Origin of the sequence: Aromatoleum toluclasticum ATCC 700605 (assembly GCF_000378245.1) — a bacterium.
Lineage (GTDB): Bacteria > Pseudomonadota > Gammaproteobacteria > Burkholderiales > Rhodocyclaceae > Aromatoleum > Aromatoleum toluclasticum.
Window position 1 is genome coordinate 12,469 of the sequence record NZ_KB899511.1, and the last position, 19,060, is coordinate 31,528.

A 19,060-nucleotide genomic window follows, 5' to 3' on the forward strand; every position below is an offset into this window, starting at 1 on the left:
CTCGTCCGCCGTTTGTCGTTTGCACGGCTATTTCCGCGCACCCTTCCTACTGCCAGCCCCCGCCCAGCGCCTTGTAAAGCGCGATGCGGTTGGCAGCATCCGACTGGCGCACCGCGATGAGGTCCAGCTCGGCCGCGTACAGGCTGCGCTGCGCATCCAGCAGGCCGAAGTAGCTGTCGATGCCCGCCTTGTAGCGCGCTTCCGAAAGCTTGAAGCTCGCCTCGGTCGCCTCGACCAGCTTGCGCCGCGCATCCAGTTGCTCGGCCAGCGTCGCACGGTCGGCGAGCGCGTCGGCCACTTCGCGGAACGCCGACTGGATCGCCTTCTCGTACTGCGCCACCGCGATCTCCCGCTGCACCTTGGTCGCCTCAAGGTTCGCCGTGAGCCGTCCCGCCTCGAAGATCGGCAGCGAAATCTGCGGCACGAAACTCCAGGTCCCCGATCCCGCCTCGAACAGCCCGTCGAGCGTGCTGCTCGCCGTACCCGCCGCAGCAGTCAACGTGATGCGCGGGAAGAAGGCCGCGCGCGCCGCGCCGATGCTGGCGTTCGCCGCACGCAGCTGGCGCTCGGTCTGCAGGATGTCCGGACGGCGCGTCAGCACCTCCGACGGCACCCCCGCCGGCAGCTCGGCCACCGACGTGATCGACTCTGCGAAGCCCTGCGGCAGCAGCCCGGCCGGGATCTCCGCCCCGACGACCAGCGCCAGCGCATTCCTGTCCTGCGCGACGAGCGATGTGTAGCGTGCCGCATCGGCGCGCGCCCCTTCGAGCAGCGTCTGCGCCTGGCGCAGGTCCAGCGCCGAGGTCGCCCCCACGTCGAAGCTGCGCTTCGTCAGCTCGTAGGACTTCTGGCGCGTCGCCAGCGTGTTGTTCGCCAGCGTCTGCCGCTCACGATCCGCCGCGAGCCGCAACCAGGCATTGGCAACTTCCGCGACGAGGCTGATCTGAGCGCTGCGTCGGGCCTCCTCGGTGCCCAGGTACTGCTCCAGCGCCTGCTCGTTCAGGCTGCGGATGCGGCCGAAGAAATCGAGTTCGTAGGCCGAGAAACCCACCGTCGCGCTGTATTGCCGCGTCGTGCCCGCTTCGCCGGTCCGGCTCAGATCGGCCGGCACCCGCTGCGCGGTCTGACCGCCGTTCGCCGAGATCGACGGGAACAGGTCCGCGCGCTGGATGCCGTATTGCGCCCGCGCACGCTCGATGTTGAGTGCGGAGATGCGCAGGTCGCGATTGTTCGCGAGCGCCAGCTCGACGAGTTCGCGCAGGCGCGCGTCGGCGAAATAATCACGCCATGCCGGCGCCCCGCTTGCGCTTGCAGCGCTCGCGGGCGCATCCGGGAACACCGCCGGAACCGGCGTGGCGGGGCGCTCGTAGGCGGGGATCAGCGAGCAGGCGCCCGCCAGCGTGGCGGCCATCGCGACGACCAGGGTACGCAATTCAGTCATCACTTTGCCTCCTGCACGGCCGGCGCATCGGACGCGGACACCTCGTCCTGAACCTTGCTCTTGAAAATGCGCTTGATCGCGACGTAGAACAACGGAATGAAGAAGATGCCCAGCACGGTCGCCGCGATCGTGCCGCCGAGCACGCCGGTACCGATCGCGTTCTGGCTGCCCGCGCCCGCCCCGGTCGCCTTGGCGAGCGGCAGCACGCCCAGGCCGAACGCCAGCGAGGTCATCAGGATCGGCCGCAGCCGCATGCGCACGGCCTCCAGCGTCGCCGCGATCAGCTCCTTGCCCTCCTTCTCCATCTGCGCCTTCGCGAACTCCACGATCAGGATCGCATTCTTCGCCGACAGGCCGATGGTCGCCAGCAGGCCGACCTGGAAATACACGTCGTTCGACAGCCCGCGTCCGCTCGCCGCCAGGACCGCGCCCAGCACGCCGAGCGGAACCACCAGCATCACCGCGAACGGCACCGACCAGCTCTCGTACAGCGCAGCAAGGCACAGGAACACCACCAGCAGCGACAACGCATAGAGGGCCGGCGCCTGCGCCCCGGAGCGGCGCTCCTCGTAGGACGTGCCGGTCCATTCGTAGCCAATCCCCGCCGGCAGCTTGGCCATGATCTCCTCGACCGCAGCCATCGCATCACCCGAGGACAGGCCGGGTGCCGCCTGACCAAGTATTTCGATCGACGGCTGGCCGTTGTAACGCTCGAGCCGCGGCGAGCCATACACCCAGTTCGCCGTCGTGAAGGCCGACAGCGGCACCATCGCGCCCTGCTTGTTGCGCACGTACCACTTGCCGAGATCTTCCGGCGTCATCCGCGCGGGCGCATCGGCCTGCACGTACACACGCTTGATGCGGCCCCGGTCGATGAAATCGTTCACATACACGCCACCCCACGCGGTGTTCAGCGTGTCATTGACGTCCGCGATCGATACTCCCAGCGCCCCCGCCTTCGCGTGGTCGATGTCGAGCTGATACTCCGCGACGTCGTCCTGGCCGTTGGGGCGCACGGCAACCAGCCGCTTGTCCTGCGCCGCAAGCCCCAGGAACTGGTTGCGGGCGCCGACCAGCACATCATGGCCGAGGCCCGCACGGTCCTGCAGCATCAGGTTGAAGCCGTTCGAGGTGCCCAGCTCCAGCACCGCCGGCGGAACGAAGGCGAATACCATCGCCTCCCGGATCTGAGAGAACGCACCCATCGCCCGCCCGGCCACCGACTTCACGTCGCGCCCAGGCTCACGCCGCTCGCCCCAGTCGCGCATGCCGACGAAGCCCAGACCCATGTTCTGGCCGCTGCCCCCGAAGCTGAAGCCGGCCGCGGTGAAGATGGTGCGCACGCTGTCCTTCTCGGTCTCGAGGAAGTGCTTCTCGACCTTCTTCAGCACTTCGACCGTGCGCTCCTGCGTCGCGCCGGCCGGCAGCGTGACCTGCGTGAACATCACGCCCTGATCCTCCTCCGGCAGGAAGGAAGTCGGCATGCGGGCGAACATCAGGCCCAGCACCACGATGATCGCGACGTAGATCGCCAGATAGCGGAAGCCGCGATGCAGGATGCGTCCGACCGCCGATTCATAGCGGTGCGTATTGCGTGCGAACATCACGTTGAACCAGTGGAAGAAGCGTCCGAAGATGCCGCCCTCCCCGTGCTCATGGCCCTTTTCCACCGGCTTGAGCATCGTCGCGCACAGCGCCGGCGTGAACACGATCGCCACCAGCACCGACAAGCCCATCGCCGCCGCGATCGTGATCGAGAACTGGCGATAGATCACGCCCGTCGACCCGCCGAAGAACGCCATCGGGATGAACACCGCAGACAGCACGAGGCCGATGCCGACCAGCGCCCCGGTGATCTGCCCCATCGACTTCTTCGTCGCCTCCTTGGGCGACAGTCCCTCCTCGCTCATCACGCGCTCGACGTTCTCGACGACCACGATCGCATCATCCACGAGCAGGCCGATCGCCAGGACCAGGCCGAACATCGTCAGCGTGTTGATCGAGAAACCCGCCGCCGCCATCACGCCGAATGTCCCGAGCAGCACCACCGGCACCGCGATCGTCGGAATGATCGTCGCACGGAAGTTCTGCAGGAACAGATACATCACGAGGAACACCAGCGCGATCGCCTCGATCAGCGTCTGCACCACGCCCTGGATCGAAATCTTCACGAACGGCGTGGTGTCGTATGGCACCACGACCTCGATGCCCGCCGGGAAGTACGGCTTCATCTGTTCGATCTTCGCCCGCACCGCGGCCGCGGTCTCGAGCGCGTTCGAGCCCGCCGCCAGCTTCACGCCGATGCCCGCCGCCGGCTTGCCGTTGAAGCGGCCGACGATGCCGTAGTTCTCCGCACCGATCTCGATGCGCGCGACGTCCTTGAGGCGCACCTCGCCGCCCTGCGCCGAGCTGCGCAGCAGGATCCTCTCGAACTGCGAGACCGACTCCAGGCGGTTCTGCGCGGTGATCGTCGCCGTGTAGCCCTGCCCCGACACCGCAGGCACACCGCCGAGCTGGCCGGCCGAAACCTGCGCGTTCTGCGTGCGGATCGCCGCCTGAACGTCACCCGGCGTCAAGTGGTAATTGTTGAGCTTGGCCGGATCCAGCCACACGCGCATCGCGTACTGCGCACCGAACACCTGCACCTCGCCGACACCGGTCACGCGCGACAGCGGATCCTGCACGCTCGAGACCAGAAAGTCCGACAGGTCGGCCCGGTCCATGCTGTTGTCCGAGGACACAAAACCCATGACCATCAGGAAGTTGCGCGTCGACTTGGCAACCTGTACCCCCTGCTGCTGCACCGCCTGCGGCACCAGCGGCAACGCGAGCTGCAGCTTGTTCTGCACCTGCACCTGAGCGATGTCGGGGTTCGTGCCCGCATCGAAGGTCAGCGTGATGGTCGCGCGGCCGAAGGAGTCCGACGACGAACTCATGTACAGCAGTCCGTCGAGGCCGGTCATCTTCTGCTCGATGACCTGGGTGACGGAGTCCTGCACCGTCTTTGCCGAAGCGCCGGGATAGGTCGCGTTGATGACCACGGTCGGCGGTGCGATCGACGGATACTGCGCCACCGGCAGGCGCAGGATCGACAGCGCGCCGAAGAGCATGATCACGATCGCGATGACCCACGCGAAGATGGGTCGGTCGATGAAGAAACGTGCCATCGTCCGCTACCTCACTTGGCCGCAGCGGCTGCGGGCGCCGCTGCAGGCGCGGGTGCGGACGAGCCCGCCGCACCGGCTTCCTGGGCCTGCACGGCCGCGCCCGGACGCACCTTCTGCAAGCCCTCGACGATCACGCGCTCGCCTGCAGCCAGACCCTGCGTCACCACCCAGGCGTCCCCCTGCGATTGCCCCGTCGTGACGATGCGCGCCTCGACCTTGCTCTCCCCATTGACAACCATCACCGTCGCGTTGCCGCGCGCATCACGGCTCAAGGCCGCATGCGGCACGAGGATCGCGTCGCTGTTCACCCCCTGGGCGAGGCGCGCACGCACATACATGCCCGGCAGGAGCTCGCCCTTCGGATTCGGGAACACCGCGCGCAAGGTCACGCTGCCGGTGCCCTGATCGACGGTGATTTCCGAAAATTCCAGCTTGCCCTCGCTGCCATACAGCGAGCCGTCCTCCAGCACCAGCTTGACCGGAACCGCATCGCCGCCGACTCGCTTCAACCGACCGTCGGCAAGTTCGCGCCGCAATTTCAGCAGTTCCGCACTCGATTGCGTGACATCAACATAAATCGGATCGAGCTTCTGCACCGTCGCCAAGGCCGCAGCCTGATTGGCCGTCACCAGCGCGCCCGGCGTCACGGTCGAACGACCGATGCGTCCGCTGATCGGCGAATTCACGCGGGTGAATTCGACGTCGATCTTCGCCTTGTCGACCGCTGCCTTCGCACTCGCCACTTCGGCCTGCGCCTGCTTGAGTTCGGCCGCCGCATCGTCATTGGCCTGCTTGCTGACCGCCTCGATGCCGACCAGCTGCGCATAGCGCTCCGCCTTCAAGCGCGCCGCGTGCACGTTCGCCTCGGCGCGGGCGAAGCTCGCCTTGGCGCTGTCGTACGCGGCCTGATAAGTCGCCGGATCGATCTGGTACAGGACCTGCCCGGCCTTCACCTCGCTACCTTCCGTGAACAGGCGCTGCTTGACGATACCCCCGACCTGCGGCCGCAACTCGGCGATCAGGTAGGGTGCCGTCCGACCCGGCAACTCGGACGTCAGCGGAACCGCTTCGGTGCGTACCGAAACCACCGTCACGGCGGGCGCTCCCTGCCCCGCAGCGGGGCCTGCCGGCTGCGACTTGCCGCCGCTGCAGGCGGCCACTAGGAATGCGCCAACGACCATTGTGATCAGTACGTTGAAGCGCAGGCTGGGGTTTCTATGCATGTTTCGCCTCGAAATCATCGCGGACTGCCGGTCGCGGTCCGCAGAACGGAATTCATTGTGCCAGAATTAGAATGGACATTCTAGATCGAACGCTCATTCCATGTTAGCCTAGACCGCAGATCAATGTTGCCGCAAACGCATTACGACTACGAGAATCGCCAGATGTGCCCCGAACCCGTCGAACATTCACGCGCCGAAGTGCGCCGCGCCCAGATTCTTGCCGCCGCCGTCGACTGCTTCCGTCAACACGGATTCCATGGCGCGAGCATTTCGCAGATCTCGAAGGCGGCCGGCATGAGCCCCGGGCACATCTATCACTACTTCGAAAACAAGGAAGCGATCATCTCGGCCATCGTTGCGAGCGACCTGGAACGTTTTCTCGTCCTTACGGCGGAAATCAGGTCTGCGTGCAATGTGCGCGAAGCGATGCTCGCCCGCGTGGCCGAAGGCATCGACCAGTGTCTGGACCCGCTGACTGCGGGCCTGAAGCTGGAAATCGTCGCCGAAGCCTCGCGCAACCCCCACGTCGCCGAAATCGTGCGCACGGCGGACCAGGTCTGCCGTGAAAGCCTCATGCTGACGATGCGCGACATGCGCCATGCAGCCGGCCACGACGACGACGACACCACGCTCGCCGCAATGGTCGAGGTGTTCGTGGCGATGTTCGAGGGCCTGCAGATCCGGACGATCCGCAATCAGGACATCGACCGCAGCATCGTGATTCCCCTATTCCAGAACGCCCTGCGCAACCTGCTGGACCACACGCCCTGACCCGGCCGTTCTTCGCCCCCACCGCCCGCGGGTCGCCCCTCACCGACCCGCACGGCAACCCGTCCCGCCGCACCCCTCCCTTGTTCACGCGTGCCGGTCACCGCGAGGATGCTGCCGTGCATCGTTTCTGATGAAGCCGGGCGCGCGCGCCGGACTGTAACCTTTGCGCGGCGCGCTCCCTCTAATTGGCAAAACGGGAGCACTCCATGACAACCGTCGCACGCACCGGAACCACCGCCGAATCGGATAACGCACTGATCGAAGGCATCCTCGCAGGCGATGCCCTCGCCTTCGAGCGCTTGATGCGCCAGCACAATCGCCGCCTGTTCCGCGTCGCGCGCAGCATCCTGCGCGACGACGCCGAAGCCGAGGACGCCGTGCAGGACGGATACATCGAAGCGCACCGCGCCCTGCATGGCTTCCGCGGCGAATCCCGCCTCTCCACCTGGCTCACGCGCATCGTCGTGAACCAGGCCCTCGCGCACCGGCGCGCACGCCGGCCGTCCGGCGATGGCGGTACCGACCTCGACACCCTGCCCGACCTCGGCAACGACGAGATCGTGCAAACGCCCGAAACGCAGGCCATGCGGGCAGAACTGCGCCGCGTCATCGAATCGTCGATCGACCACCTGCCCGACGCCCATCGCACGGTATTCATGCTGCGCGCCGTCGAAGGACTCAGCGTCGACGAAACGGCCGCAGTGCTCGGCATCTCCGCAGGCAACGCCAAGGTCCGCTTCCTGCGTGCCCGGGCACAACTGCGGGAAGCGCTCGGCCAACACCTCGGCACGCTGCTCGAGGACGTATTCAGCTTCGACGGGGAGCGCTGCGACCGCATCGTTGCACGCGTATGTACACGTCTCGGTCTGACGCCCACCGTCTCCCCCACCCTCCCCGTTCGCGGGGAGGCATCAACCGACTGAAGGAGATCGCCATGATTGCCCGGATAAACCCTTTTGCCGCCCTCGAGGACATCGGCCGGCGGCGTTTCATCCTCGGATCTGGCGCACTGCTCTCGGCCAGCGCCGTCGCCCTGCTCGCCGGGCGTCCTGCCCTCGCGGCGGAATATGGCAAGAAAAAGGGCGCCGACACCCAGTCGGACGTCCGCATCCTTAACACCGCGCTGGGCGCGGAACTCGAAGCCATCGCCGCCTATGGCGTGGGCGCCGGAAGCGGCCTGCTGCAGAAACCGGCCCTGGATCTCGCGTTGCAGTTCCAGGGCCAGCACAAGGAACACGCCGACGTCCTCGCCAAGACGGTCCGCAAGCTTGGCGGCACCCCGACCGAGGCGAAGGCCCGCTATGAATTCCCGACCGACCAACTGAAGACGCAGGCGGACGTACTCGGCTTCGCCGCAGGGCTGGAAAAAGGCGCAGTCAGCGCCTATCTCGGAGCAGTGCCGCTGTTCCGCGAACGCGAACTCGCCAAGGCGGCCGCGAGCATTCTTGGCGACGAAGCGATGCACTGGGCGATTTTGCGCCAGGCTCTCGGCGAAAACCCCGTTCCAGCGGCCTTTGTCGCATGAGGTGCGGACTTGCGGTCGCGTTGCTCGCGGCGCAGTGCAGCATCGCCGCCGCCAGCACCAGCGTTCCCGGCGACCCGGCGCGCGGCGCGGCCATCTACGACCGCTGCACCGCCTGCCACGCCCTCGCATACAACCGCACCGGCCCCAAGCATTGCGGTCTGTTCGGGCGCCGCGCCGGCAGCGTGCCGGGCTTCGACTACTCACCCGCGATGGCACAGGCGAAGTTCACGTGGAACGCAGAGACGCTCGACCGATTCCTCAAAAATCCCGGCAGGACCGTGCCCGGCACGACGATGGGTTACGCCGGCATCGCCGACCCACGCGAACGGGCCGACCTGATCGCCTGGCTCCGGCAGGCCACGACAGAATCGCCCGACTGCCGGCGCCATTAAGGCGGCAATCAAGTACCACCGTTCGCCCTGAGCTTGTCGAAGGGAGGGATTCCGGCAAGGCGCCGACAGGCTCAAGCCCGAACGGTATCTAGTCGCCAGGTTAATAACCAACCGCGGACGGGTACGCTCGTGCGCCTCACTCTGCGCCCGGATCGTCCGCCGAATCCGGGAACAGCACGTCGGTAAAGCCGAATCTGCTCAGGTCGCGCATGCGCATCGGGTACAGCACGCCAGCCAGATGATCGCATTCGTGCTGCACGACTCGCGCATGGAACCCCTCCACGCTGCGGTCGACCCGACTGCCATCCGGTGCGTGCCCCTCGTAGCGGACACGCCGGTACCGCGGCACTACCCCGCGCAACCCCGGCACCGACAGACAACCTTCCCAGCCCTCCTCCTCGTCCTCGCCCAGCGGTGTGATCACCGGATTCACGAGGATCGTGCGCGGTACGGCGGGCGCATCCGGATAACGCTCGCTGTGCTCGAACCCGAAGATCACCACCTGCAAGCTCACTCCGATCTGCGGGGCCGCCAGTCCGACACCGCCGGCGGCAGCCATCGTGTCGAACATGTCATCGATCAGGGCGCCGAGCTCGCGGGTACCGAACGCGCGCACTGGTTCGGCCGCTTGCAGCAGGCGCGGATCGCCCATGCGAAGGATGTGTCTGACTGCCATGGATTGCGCGCTCCCGAACGGTTTCGATATGACCGACCCGCCAAAGCCGGCCGAGCGGCCGGCGGTCCGCCGCGCGCAATGGTACGACGCACTATATTCACGTCAAGGCCGACACGCGGGCGGCCGGAACCCGAGCCCACAGGCCGCCGTCGAACACCCTGCCGGATCGCGCCGAATTAAACCGTTTTCCCCACGCTTATCGACGCAGCGCAGGCCGCGGCAGCACGATAACCTGCACTCATGTCCGAACCGATTGGTGCGAACGGGCGAGGAGCAGAAAATGGAAATCGAATATCTCGAGTACGACTGCGAAGTGATCGACCTCAACGACGATACGACGTGCAACCGCGATCCACAAACCGAAGAGGCCGCCGAGGCCGTGTTCGCAGGCTGGTTCACCGATTTGCGCAACTGCGACGCCCCCGGCACGAACATGGGCGCGAACTGAAAACTTTGGGCAGCGACTAGCGCCGGAACCCCTCCCGGACGCCAGCCCCTCCCTCAAACTCGGCGCGGATCGGCAGCATGACGCTTGATCTCTTCCAAGACTGCGACCTACCCTCGCCTGGCCGCGAAGAATTGGCACCTGGCGCGATCCTCCTGCGCGGCTTCGCCCGCCGGCGCGCAGAAGGGCTCGTTGCCGCGATCGAGGAAATCACCGCCCGCACCCCATTCCGCCACATGCAGACCCCGGGGGGCCAGCACATGTCCGCTGCCATGACCAACTGCGGCCCGTTCGGCTGGATCTCCGACCGCCGGGGCTATCGCTACGAGCCGTCTGATCCGGACACTGGCGCCCCCTGGCCGCCCATGCCCGGAATCTTCCTCGACCTCGCTGCCGACGCCGCAGCCGACGCCGGTTTTCCCGGCTTCCTTCCCGACGCCTGCCTCATCAACCGCTACGAACCCGGCACCCGCATGTCCCTGCACCAGGACCGCGACGAGCAGGATCTCACCGCGCCCATCGTCTCGGTATCGCTCGGCCTGCCGGCAATTTTCCTCTTTGGCGGCCAGAAGCGCAGCGACCCCAGCGACCGAATCGCGCTCGTGCATGGCGACGTGGTCGTATGGGGCGGACCGTCGAGACTGCGCTTTCACGGCATCCTTCCCATCCGGGAAGGCACCCACGCCCTGCTCGGCCGCCAGCGCATCAATCTGACCTTCCGCAAGGCCGCCTGACCGCATCGCCAGACAGAAAAAAACCCGCAGAGCCTTAAGCTGTGCGGGTTTCTGGTACTGCTTGCCACGTGGTGGCAGGTGTTCCTGGTGGGTGCTGACGGGGTCGAACCGCCGACATTCGCCTTGTAAGGGCGACGCTCTACCAACTGAGCTAAGCACCCGTACCGGACGGGTGCTTAGCCCGTTCCAGCAAAGTCGCTTAGTTTACTGCATCTTTCAGAGCCTTGCCAGCCCTGAACTTGGGAACCTTCGCTGCCTTGATCTTGATGTTCTTGCCCGTACGCGGGTTGCGGCCCGTGCGTGCGGCACGCTCGCCAACATGGAAGGTACCGAATCCGACGAGGGTCACGGAGTCGCCCGTCTGAAGCGCGCCCTTGACCGCCGCAATCGCGGCATCGAGCGCCTTGCCTGCGGCCGCCTTCGACAATTCTGCTCCCGAGGCGATTTGGTCGATCAGTTCGGATTTGTTCACTTAAGTCCCCTTCTGGATATGAGAGCGATAACCCGAAATGCGCAAACCCTCAGCTGGTGCCGCATTCAGGGCGATTCCAAATGCGTTGCGAGAAGCACGGACTTTATATCGCGCGGTATTCCAGGGTGTCAATACGCGCTGCAGCGTTTTACATCACTGCAGCGCGTATCGACGCGGGACCCGGGGGCTCTTTCCCCCGGCTCAATGCGCGCGGACGGTCTTGCCCGTTGCGCTGCCTTCAGCGGATTCCGCCGGCGGAGTTTCCTCCACCACGGCATCCGGCAGAGGCTCGGGCGTGCGCTCGAGCGCGTGTTCGAGCACCTGATCGATCCAGCGCACCGGGATCAGCTCGAGCGTATTCTTGATGTTCTCGGGGATTTCCGCGAGATCCTTGACGTTCTCTTCCGGAATCAGCGCCACGCGGATTCCGCCGCGCACCGCTGCCAGCAGCTTCTCCTTGAGACCGCCGATCGGCAGCACCTCGCCGCGGAGCGTGATTTCCCCGGTCATCGCGACGTCGCAACGCACCGGAATGCCCGAGAGCACCGACACCAGTGCGCAACAGATCGCAATACCCGCCGACGGACCATCCTTGGGAATTGCGCCTTCCGGCAGATGGATGTGGATGTCGCTCTTCTGATAGAAGTCTTCCTGAATGCCCAGCGAGCGCGAACGCTTGCGTACCACGGACAGCGCCGCCTGGATGGACTCCTGCATCACCTCGCCGAGCTTGCCGGTCGTCATGACCTTGCCCTTGCCGGGCAGCGCAACCGCCTCTACCGTCAGGAGCTCGCCGCCCACCTCGGTCCATGCCAGACCTGTCACCTGGCCGATCTGGTTTTCCTTCTCCGCCATACCGAAGGAGTACCTGCGCACGCCCAGGTACTTGTCGAGATTTTTCGCATTGACGACGACCTTGCTGGTGCGCTTCTTCAGCACCAGCGCCTTCACCACCTTGCGGCAGATCTTCGAGATCTCGCGCTCCATGCTGCGCACGCCCGCCTCGCGGGTGTAGTAGCGGCACACGTCGCGCAACGCTTCCTCGGTCACGGACAGCTCGTCGCGCTTCAACCCGTTGTTCTTCATCTGCTTCGGCAGCAGATAGCGCAGCGCGATATTGACCTTCTCGTCCTCGGTGTAGCCGGACAGGCGGATCACCTCCATCCGGTCGAGCAGCGCCGCGGGGATGTTGAGGGTGTTCGCCGTCGCCACGAACATCACGTCCGACAGGTCGAAATCGACCTCGATATAGTGGTCCTGGAACGTATGGTTCTGCTCCGGGTCGAGCACTTCGAGCAGCGCCGAACTCGGATCCCCGCGGAAATCCATGCCGAGCTTGTCGACCTCGTCGAGCAGGAACAGCGGGTTCTTCACCCCGACCTTGTTCATGTTCTGCAGAATCTTGCCCGGCATCGAACCGATGTAAGTGCGGCGGTGGCCACGGATCTCGGCCTCGTCACGCACGCCACCCAGCGCCATGCGGATGAACTTGCGGTTCGTCGACTTCGCAATCGACTGGCCGAGCGAGGTCTTGCCGACCCCCGGAGGGCCGACGAGGCACAGGATTGGCGCCTTGACCTTGTCGACCCGCTGCTGGACCGCGAGGTATTCGAGGATGCGTTCCTTCACGCGCTCGAGGCCGTAGTGGTCCTTGTCGAGGATCTTCTCAGCCTCGGCGAGGTCCCTGCTCACACGCGACTTCTTCTTCCACGGCAAACCGACCAGCGTGTCGATGTAATTGCGCACGACGGTCGCTTCGGCCGACATCGGCGACATCAGGCGCAGCTTCTTGAACTCCGCCTGAGCCTTCGCGAGTGCCTCCTTGGGCATGCCCGCGGCCTTGATCTTCTTGTCCATCTCCTCGAGGTCGGCGCCTTCCTCGCCTTCCCCGAGTTCCTTCTGGATCGCCTTGACCTGCTCGTTCAGGTAGTACTCGCGCTGGCTCTTCTCCATCTGGCGCTTGACGCGGCCACGGATGCGCTTTTCGACCTGCAGGATGTCGAGTTCGGTCTCTAACTGCGACAGCAGGCGTTCCAGACGATCGCCGGTATCGGCCATCTCCAGCACCTCCTGCTTCTGCTCGAGCTTGAGCGGCAGGTGGGCGGCAATGGTATCCGCAAGCCGACCGGCATCGTCGATCCCGGACAGCGACGCAAGGATCTCCGGCGGGATCTTCTTGTTCAGCTTAACGTACTGGTCGAACTGGGCGATGATCGCACGGCGCATCGCTTCGAGTTCGTTGTTGTCGGTCTCGGGAACAGGCACCGGCGTGACCTTGGCCACAAACACGGTGCGCAGATCCTCGACCGAATCGACACGCGCCCGCTGCACGCCCTCGACGAGCACCTTGATGGTGCCGTCGGGCAGCTTGAGCATCTGCAGGATGTTGGCAATGCAACCGATCTCGTAGAGGTCCTCGGCCGAAGGCTCGTCCTTCGCGGCGGATTTCTGCGCCACCAGGAGGATGCCCTTGCCCGCCTCCATGGCGTTCTCGAGGGCCTTGATCGACTTCGGGCGACCCACGAATAGCGGAATCACCATGTGCGGGAACACGACCACGTCGCGCAGCGGCAACAGCGGCAGTTCCATTTGCTCGTGGGGGAGGTCAAGCGGGCCTGACATGATTGTTTTTACCTCGAAAGGACTGGTCAGGCCCACATGGGGGCCCGACCATGAAATATCAAGCGGCGCCTAGAACCGAATTTTTCCGGGTTCAGTTGGAACCCGACACCTTTGGCTGATCCGCGTAGATCAGCAGTGGCTGGGCGCCCTCTTCGATCGTACCCTCGTCCACGACCACTTTTTCCACGGCCTTCAACGTGGGCAGGTCGTACATGATGTCGAGCAACGCCGCCTCGAGGATGGAACGCAGGCCACGCGCGCCGGTCTTGCGGCGGATGGCCTTGCGCGCGACTGCGTGCAGCGCGGCCGGACGGATCTCGAGTTCGACGCCTTCCATCGCGAACAGCTTCTGGTACTGCTTCATCAGTGCGTTCTTGGGCTCGACGAGAATCTGGATCAGGGCCGCTTCGTCGAGTTCCTGCAAGGTGGCGACCACCGGCAGACGGCCGACGAATTCCGGGATCAGGCCGAACTTGACGAGATCCTCCGGTTCGACCTGACGGAAGGACTCGGTGAGGGCGCGGCCCTCGCGACTCTTGATCTCGGCGCCGAAACCGATGCCGATCTTCTCGGTACGGTTGCGGATCACCTTCTCCAGGCCGTCGAACGCACCGCCGCAAATGAAGAGGATGTTCGTGGTATCGACCTGGATGAAATCCTGGTTGGGGTGCTTGCGGCCACCCTGCGGCGGAATCGACGCCACAGTGCCTTCGATCAGCTTCAGCAGTGCCTGCTGCACGCCCTCACCGGACACGTCGCGCGTGATCGACGGGTTGTCGGACTTGCGCGAAATCTTGTCGATCTCGTCGATGTAGACGATCCCGTGCTGCGCCTTGTCGACATCGTAGTCGCACTTCTGCAGCAGCTTCTGGATGATGTTCTCGACGTCCTCGCCGACGTAACCGGCTTCGGTGAGGGTCGTCGCGTCGGCCATCACGAACGGGACGTTGAGCAGGCGCGCGAGCGTCTGCGCGAGCAGCGTCTTGCCGGAGCCGGTGGGCCCGATCAGCAGGATGTTGCTCTTCGACAGCTCGACGTCTTCCTTGCGCCCCGAAATGTGGCGCAGGCGCTTGTAATGGTTGTATACCGCGACCGCCAGGTTGCGCTTGGCCTGCTGCTGGCCGATCACGTACTGGTTGAGGATCTCGCAGATCTCGGCCGGCGTGGGCAGGCTGCTGCTGCCGCCTTCCGTCTCTGTCGACTGCGCGATCTCGTCACGGATGATGTCGTTGCACAGCTCGATGCATTCGTCGCAGATAAAGACCGACGGCCCCGCAATGAGTTTACGAACCTCATGCTGGCTCTTTCCGCAAAACGAGCAGTACAGCAGCTTTTCGCCGCCCGCCTTTTTTTCCGTCATGGTCTTCCTCTCGTATGTCAGGCTTCGGAGCGGGTCGTCAGGACCTTGTCGACGATGCCATATTCCACCGCATCCTTGGCCGACATGAAGTTGTCGCGATCCGTGTCCTTCTCGATCCGCTCGATGGCCTGCCCGGTGTGCTTCGCGAGCATTTCGTTGAGGCGTGCCCGGATGTTGAGGATCTCGCGGGCATGGATCTCGATGTCGGACGCCTGGCCCTGGAAACCGCCCAGCGGCTGGTGAATCATGACGCGCGAGTTGGGCAGACAGAAACGCTTGCCCTTCGCGCCGGCGGCCAGCAGGAAGGAACCCATGCTCGCGGCCTGCCCGATGCACAGCGTGCTGACGTCGGGCTTGATGAACTGCATCGTATCGTAGATCGCCATCCCCGCCGACACCGACCCCCCGGGGGAGTTGATGTAGAAGAAGATGTCCTTGTCCGGATTCTCGGACTCGAGGAAAAGCAACTGCGCCACGATCAGGTTGGCGGTGACGTCGTTCACCGGACCGACCAGAAACACCACGCGCTCCTTCAGGAGGCGCGAATAGATGTCGTAGGCGCGCTCGCCCCGACCGCTCTGTTCAACGACCATCGGGACCAGGCCAAGGCCTACCGGATCCCAGCTGCTGCCCGAATGTGGCGCCATGTTGCTCATTCCTTGGACCTTTGCGGCATCAGGCCGCGTTGTTACCCATCAGTTCGTCGAACGACACCGCGTTTTCGGTGGACTGGGTCTGCGAGCTGACCCACTCGACCACGTTGTCCTCGATCACGACGGCCTCGGCTTGCGCGAGACGCTCCGGCTGCGCGTAATACCAGCGTACCAGCTCCGACGGATCTTCGTAGCTCTGGGCCATCTCCTCGACCAGTGCGCGAACCTGCTCCGGTTTGGCGTAGAGTTCCTTCGCCTTCACGAGTTCGGCCATGATCAGGCCAAGTTTGACACGGCGCACGGCCTGATCGGCGAACCAGGCGGCTTCGACCGGAATGTCCTTGGTCTTCATGCCGCGCATCTCGAGGTCGCGCCGGGCGTTTTCGGCCAGCTGGCGGCTCTCGGCATCGATCAGCGCCTTCGGCACTTCGATCGGATTGGCCGACAGCAGCGCGTCCATGACCTGTTCCTTGATCTTGGCCTGGATGCGGCGCTTCACCTCGCGCTCGAGGTTGGCGCGGACTTCGTCGCGCAGCTTGGCGACGTCGCCGTCGGCAACACCCAACGCACGGGCGAGATCCGCATCGACCGCCGGCAGGACGGCTGCTTCGACGCGCTTCACGGTCACTTCGAACTGGACCGTCTGGCCGGCGAGGTTACTGGCGTGGTAATCCTCGGGGAAGGTCATGTCGAAAGTCTTGCTTTCGCCCGCGGCGAGGCCGGTCACGGCCGTCTCGAAATCCTTGAGCATCGAGCCGGCGCCGATCACGAACGGGAAATCCTGCGCCTGGCCGCCGTCGAACAGTTCTCCGTCCTTGCGGCCGGCGAAATCGATCACGACACGGTCGCCGTCGGCAGCAGCGCGCTCGGCGGTCTCGAAGCGGGTGCGCTGCTTGCGCAGAACTTCGATGGTCTTGTCGACCTCTTCATCGCCGACCGCCAGCACCGGGCGCTCGACCTTGCTCTGCGACAGGTCGCCCAGCTCGATCTGCGGGTAGACTTCGAACACGGCGCTGAACGACAGCGTGCCTTCGGCCGCGGCTTCCTTCGGCTCGATGCGGGGATAACCGGCAACGCGCAGGTTCTGTTCGCGTACGGAGTCACCGAACGCCTTTTCGACCGCGGCACCGATCGCTTCGGAGCGCGCCTGCGATTCGTAGGTCTGGGCGACGATCTTGAGCGGCACCTTGCCAGGCCGGAAACCCGGCATCTTCACGGTACGCGCCATGCGCTTGAGGCGAGCGTCGACTTCCTTGTCGATCTCGGCCATGGACACGGACATGTCGATGCGGCGCTCCAGCGCGCCCAGCGTTTCCTGGTTGGTCTGCATTACGTAACGATTCCTGACAAGTCAAAGTTTGCTCACGAGGCACCCGCCGGGTTTCGGGGGCACCCACCCGACTACGACGGGCGAACGGAGCGCGTAAAAAGTAGGTTTTCGATTCTAGCACAGCAGGAGCCCCTTCCTTCCAGAGTCCTTCCGGCGGCAGAATGAAGCCTGAGGACTTGCGCATGGAATGAGAAAAACCGCGGAACTTGGGCCGGTGCGCACCCTCTGACGGGTGTCGGTCAACGGCTCGCCCCAGACAGGAGGAATCCAGATGACGATCTTCAATGCCTATCAGGCCCGCTTCGAGGCTGCTCGCGAAGAGGAGATGTCCATTCAGGAGTACCTGGAGCTGTGCCGGTCGGACCCTTCGGCCTACGCAACGGCTGCGGAGCGTATGCTGATGGCGATCGGCGAGCCCGAACTGGTCGATACCCGCGTCGACCCCCGCCGGTCGCGGATCTTCTCGAACAAGGTGCTCAAGATCTATCCGGCCTTCCGTGATTTCTACGGCATGGAAGAGGTCATCGAGCACATCGTTTCGTACTTCCGCCATGCGGCGCAGGGCCTCGAGGAGAAGAAACAGATCCTGTACCTCCTCGGACCGGTCGGCGGCGGCAAGTCCTCTCTCGCCGAGAAGCTGAAATCGCTGATCGAGAAGGTACCCTTCTACGCGATCAAGGGCTCGCCAGTGCACGAGTCGCCGCTTGGCCTGTTCGACCTGAACGAGGACGGTCGCCTGCTCGAGGACGACTTCGGCATCCCGCGCCGCTACCTCAACACGATCATGAGCCCGTGGGCCGTCAAGCGTCTGCATGAATTCAACGGCGACATCACGCGCTTCCGCGTCGTCAAGCTGCGACCATCGGTACTGAAGCAGACCGCCGTCGCCAAGACCGAGCCGGGCGACGAGAACAACCAGGACATCTCGTCGCTGGTGGGCAAGATCGACATCCGCAAGCTCGAGCAGTATTCGCAGGACGATCCCGACGCTTACAGCTATTCGGGCGGCCTGTGCCTCGCGAACCGCGGCCTGCTGGAATTCGTCGAGATGTTCAAGGCGCCGATCAAGGTGCTGCACCCCCTGCTGACGGCGACACAGGAAGGCAACTACAAGGGCACCGAAGGCTTCGGCGCGATCCCGTTCGACGGCATCGTGATGGCGCACTCGAACGAATCGGAGTGGGTCGCGTTCAAGAACAACCGCAACAACGAGGCCTTCCTCGACCGGATCTACACGGTGAAGGTGCCGTACTGCCTGCGCGTGTCCGACGAGGTGCACATCTACGAGAAGCTGCTGTTCGAGAGTTCGCTGGCAGCGGCGCCGTGCGCGCCGGACACGCTGCGCATGATGGCGCAGTTCGCCGTGCTCTCGCGCCTGAAGGAGCCGGAGAACTCGAGTATCTACTCGAAGATGCGCATCTATGACGGCGAGAACCTCAAGGACACCGACCCGAAGGCGAAGAGCTTCCAGGAGTATCGCGACTACGCAGGCGTCGACGAGGGCATGACCGGCCTGTCGACGCGCTTCGCGTTCAAGGCACTGTCCAAGGTGTTCAACTTCGACCACCGCGAGGTGGCGGCGAACCCGGTGCACCTGATGTATGTGCTCGAGCAGCAGATCGAGCAGGAACAGTACGCCCAGGAGGTCGAGGCGCGCTACATGGGTTACATCAAGGAGTTCCTGGCGCCCCGCTACGCCGAATTCATCGGCAAGGAGATCCAGACGGCCTACCTGGAAAGCTACTCGGAGTACGGCCAGAACATCTTCGACCGCTACGTGACCTACGCCGACTTCTGGATCCAGGACCAGGAGTTCCGCGATCCGAACACGGGCGAGATCCTCGACCGCTCGGCCCTGAACGACGAACTGGAGAAGATCGAGAAACCCGCCGGCATCAGCAACCCGAAGGACTTCCGCAACGAGGTGGTGAACTTCGTGCTGCGCGCAAGGGCGAAGCACGACGGCAAGAACCCGAGCTGGACGAGCTACGAGAAACTGCGCGGCGTGATCGAGAAGAAGATGTTCTCGAACACCGAGGAGCTGCTGCCGGTGATCAGCTTCAATGCGAAGGCGAGCGCCGACGACCAGAAGAAGCACCAGGACTTCGTCGATCGCATGATCGAGAAGGGTTACACCGAGAAGCAGGTGCGACTGCTGTGCGAATGGTATCTGCGGGTCCGCAAGTCGTCGTGACCGACGCGCCGTCCGGACAAGGCGTCCGGACGGTGTTCCGCATCCCTGCCGGAGA

General features: G+C 64.6%; 16 protein-coding genes and 1 tRNA gene. 7 read left to right on the plus strand and 10 right to left on the minus strand.

Features of this window, described 5'->3' with window-relative positions; all coding sequences use genetic code 11:
- Window positions 1-46: 46 nt before the first annotated feature.
- The 3 genes from adeC to F464_RS0124305 are packed head-to-tail and all read right to left on the minus strand — an operon-like array spanning window position 47 to window position 5,831.
- Entirely contained in the window at window positions 47-1,441 is a 1,395-nt protein-coding gene (adeC, locus tag F464_RS0124295; protein ID WP_018992460.1) for an AdeC/AdeK/OprM family multidrug efflux complex outer membrane factor, read from the minus strand.
- Window positions 1,441-4,608, minus strand: a complete 3,168-nt coding sequence (locus F464_RS0124300) for an efflux RND transporter permease subunit (protein WP_018992461.1) — start codon at window positions 4,606-4,608, stop codon at window positions 1,441-1,443. Before F464_RS0124300 ends, adeC begins: the two co-directional genes overlap by 1 nt.
- Before the next feature lie 11 nt (window positions 4,609-4,619).
- Window positions 4,620-5,831, minus strand: a complete 1,212-nt coding sequence (locus F464_RS0124305; RefSeq protein WP_018992462.1) for an efflux RND transporter periplasmic adaptor subunit — start codon at window positions 5,829-5,831, stop codon at window positions 4,620-4,622.
- Window positions 5,832-5,954: 123 nt separating this feature from the next.
- On the opposite strand from F464_RS0124305, the gene F464_RS0124310 reads away from it, so the two are divergent.
- From F464_RS0124310 to F464_RS0124325, 4 genes are all read left to right on the plus strand, one after another.
- Window positions 5,955-6,602: a TetR/AcrR family transcriptional regulator gene (locus F464_RS0124310; protein ID WP_018992463.1), complete on the plus strand. Its 648-nt coding sequence runs from the start codon at window positions 5,955-5,957 to the stop codon at window positions 6,600-6,602.
- Window positions 6,603-6,808: 206 nt separating this feature from the next.
- Window positions 6,809-7,525 carry an RNA polymerase sigma factor gene (locus F464_RS29480; RefSeq protein WP_018992464.1) on the plus strand — a complete coding sequence of 239 codons (717 nt, stop codon included), beginning with the start codon at window positions 6,809-6,811 and terminating at the stop codon, window positions 7,523-7,525.
- 11 nt (window positions 7,526-7,536) lie between these two features.
- A complete protein-coding gene (locus F464_RS0124320; protein ID WP_018992465.1) occupies window positions 7,537-8,127 on the plus strand; it encodes a ferritin-like domain-containing protein in 591 nt (196 codons plus the stop codon).
- Window positions 8,124-8,519 (plus strand): c-type cytochrome, encoded by a 396-nt coding sequence (locus F464_RS0124325; RefSeq protein WP_018992466.1) that lies wholly within the window; start codon window positions 8,124-8,126, stop codon window positions 8,517-8,519. The genes F464_RS0124320 and F464_RS0124325 overlap by 4 nt, the downstream gene beginning before the upstream one ends.
- A gap of 136 nt (window positions 8,520-8,655) precedes the next feature.
- Here the strand turns inward: F464_RS0124325 and def are convergent, their stop codons facing one another.
- The gene (gene def, locus F464_RS0124330; protein ID WP_026296288.1) at window positions 8,656-9,195 is read right to left on the minus strand and encodes a peptide deformylase; all 540 of its coding nucleotides are present in this window, start codon (window positions 9,193-9,195) and stop codon (window positions 8,656-8,658) included.
- Window positions 9,196-9,475: 280 nt separating this feature from the next.
- Between def and F464_RS31185 the strand changes: the two genes are divergently transcribed.
- Together F464_RS31185 and alkB are read left to right on the plus strand one after the other, a co-directional pair.
- On the plus strand, window positions 9,476-9,643 hold the full coding sequence (locus tag F464_RS31185; RefSeq protein WP_018992468.1) for a hypothetical protein: 168 nt from the start codon (window positions 9,476-9,478) through the stop codon (window positions 9,641-9,643).
- Window positions 9,644-9,720: 77 nt separating this feature from the next.
- Window positions 9,721-10,374, plus strand: a complete 654-nt coding sequence (gene alkB / locus F464_RS0124340; protein ID WP_026296289.1) for a DNA oxidative demethylase AlkB — start codon at window positions 9,721-9,723, stop codon at window positions 10,372-10,374.
- Between the two features lie 85 nt (window positions 10,375-10,459).
- Here alkB and F464_RS0124345 read toward each other — a convergent pair.
- The 6 genes from F464_RS0124345 to tig all read right to left on the minus strand — a co-directional run bounded on the left by F464_RS0124345 (window position 10,460) and on the right by tig (window position 16,811).
- Window positions 10,460-10,535: transfer RNA gene (locus F464_RS0124345), tRNA-Val, on the minus strand.
- A gap of 38 nt (window positions 10,536-10,573) precedes the next feature.
- Window positions 10,574-10,846, minus strand: coding sequence for an HU family DNA-binding protein (locus F464_RS0124350; protein ID WP_018992470.1), 273 nt, complete (start codon window positions 10,844-10,846; stop codon window positions 10,574-10,576).
- A gap of 201 nt (window positions 10,847-11,047) precedes the next feature.
- Window positions 11,048-13,468 (minus strand): endopeptidase La, encoded by a 2,421-nt coding sequence (gene lon / locus F464_RS0124355; protein WP_026296290.1) that lies wholly within the window; start codon window positions 13,466-13,468, stop codon window positions 11,048-11,050.
- A gap of 91 nt (window positions 13,469-13,559) precedes the next feature.
- Entirely contained in the window at window positions 13,560-14,828 is a 1,269-nt protein-coding gene (clpX, locus tag F464_RS0124360) for an ATP-dependent Clp protease ATP-binding subunit ClpX (protein ID WP_018992472.1), read from the minus strand.
- 17 nt (window positions 14,829-14,845) lie between these two features.
- Complete coding sequence (clpP, locus tag F464_RS0124365) at window positions 14,846-15,484, minus strand: ATP-dependent Clp endopeptidase proteolytic subunit ClpP (protein ID WP_026296291.1); 639 nt, start codon at window positions 15,482-15,484, stop codon at window positions 14,846-14,848.
- 19 nt (window positions 15,485-15,503) lie between these two features.
- Window positions 15,504-16,811, minus strand: coding sequence for a trigger factor (gene tig / locus F464_RS0124370; RefSeq protein WP_018992474.1), 1,308 nt, complete (start codon window positions 16,809-16,811; stop codon window positions 15,504-15,506).
- A gap of 271 nt (window positions 16,812-17,082) precedes the next feature.
- Between tig and F464_RS0124375 the strand changes: the two genes are divergently transcribed.
- A complete protein-coding gene (locus F464_RS0124375) occupies window positions 17,083-19,005 on the plus strand; it encodes a PrkA family serine protein kinase (protein ID WP_018992475.1) in 1,923 nt (640 codons plus the stop codon).
- The last annotated feature ends 55 nt before the right edge of the window (window positions 19,006-19,060 follow it).

Bases quoted from the DNA above. Each gene is read 5' to 3' on its own strand.
- adeC (WP_018992460.1), bottom strand. From the start codon at position 1,441: ATGACTGAATTGCGTACCCTGGTCGTCGCGATGGCCGCCACGCTGGCG.
- F464_RS0124300 (WP_018992461.1), bottom strand. From the start codon at position 4,608: ATGGCACGTTTCTTCATCGACCGACCCATCTTCGCGTGGGTCATCGCG.
- F464_RS0124305 (WP_018992462.1), bottom strand. From the start codon at position 5,831: ATGCATAGAAACCCCAGCCTGCGCTTCAACGTACTGATCACAATGGTC.
- F464_RS0124310 (WP_018992463.1), top strand. From the start codon at position 5,955: ATGTTGCCGCAAACGCATTACGACTACGAGAATCGCCAGATGTGCCCC.
- F464_RS29480 (WP_018992464.1), top strand. From the start codon at position 6,809: ATGACAACCGTCGCACGCACCGGAACCACCGCCGAATCGGATAACGCA.
- F464_RS0124320 (WP_018992465.1), top strand. From the start codon at position 7,537: ATGATTGCCCGGATAAACCCTTTTGCCGCCCTCGAGGACATCGGCCGG.
- F464_RS0124325 (WP_018992466.1), top strand. From the start codon at position 8,124: ATGAGGTGCGGACTTGCGGTCGCGTTGCTCGCGGCGCAGTGCAGCATC.
- def (WP_026296288.1), bottom strand. From the start codon at position 9,195: ATGGCAGTCAGACACATCCTTCGCATGGGCGATCCGCGCCTGCTGCAA.
- F464_RS31185 (WP_018992468.1), top strand. From the start codon at position 9,476: ATGGAAATCGAATATCTCGAGTACGACTGCGAAGTGATCGACCTCAAC.
- alkB (WP_026296289.1), top strand. From the start codon at position 9,721: ATGACGCTTGATCTCTTCCAAGACTGCGACCTACCCTCGCCTGGCCGC.
- lon (WP_026296290.1), bottom strand. From the start codon at position 13,468: ATGTCAGGCCCGCTTGACCTCCCCCACGAGCAAATGGAACTGCCGCTG.
- clpX (WP_018992472.1), bottom strand. From the start codon at position 14,828: ATGACGGAAAAAAAGGCGGGCGGCGAAAAGCTGCTGTACTGCTCGTTT.
- clpP (WP_026296291.1), bottom strand. From the start codon at position 15,484: ATGAGCAACATGGCGCCACATTCGGGCAGCAGCTGGGATCCGGTAGGC.
- tig (WP_018992474.1), bottom strand. From the start codon at position 16,811: ATGCAGACCAACCAGGAAACGCTGGGCGCGCTGGAGCGCCGCATCGAC.
- F464_RS0124375 (WP_018992475.1), top strand. From the start codon at position 17,083: ATGACGATCTTCAATGCCTATCAGGCCCGCTTCGAGGCTGCTCGCGAA.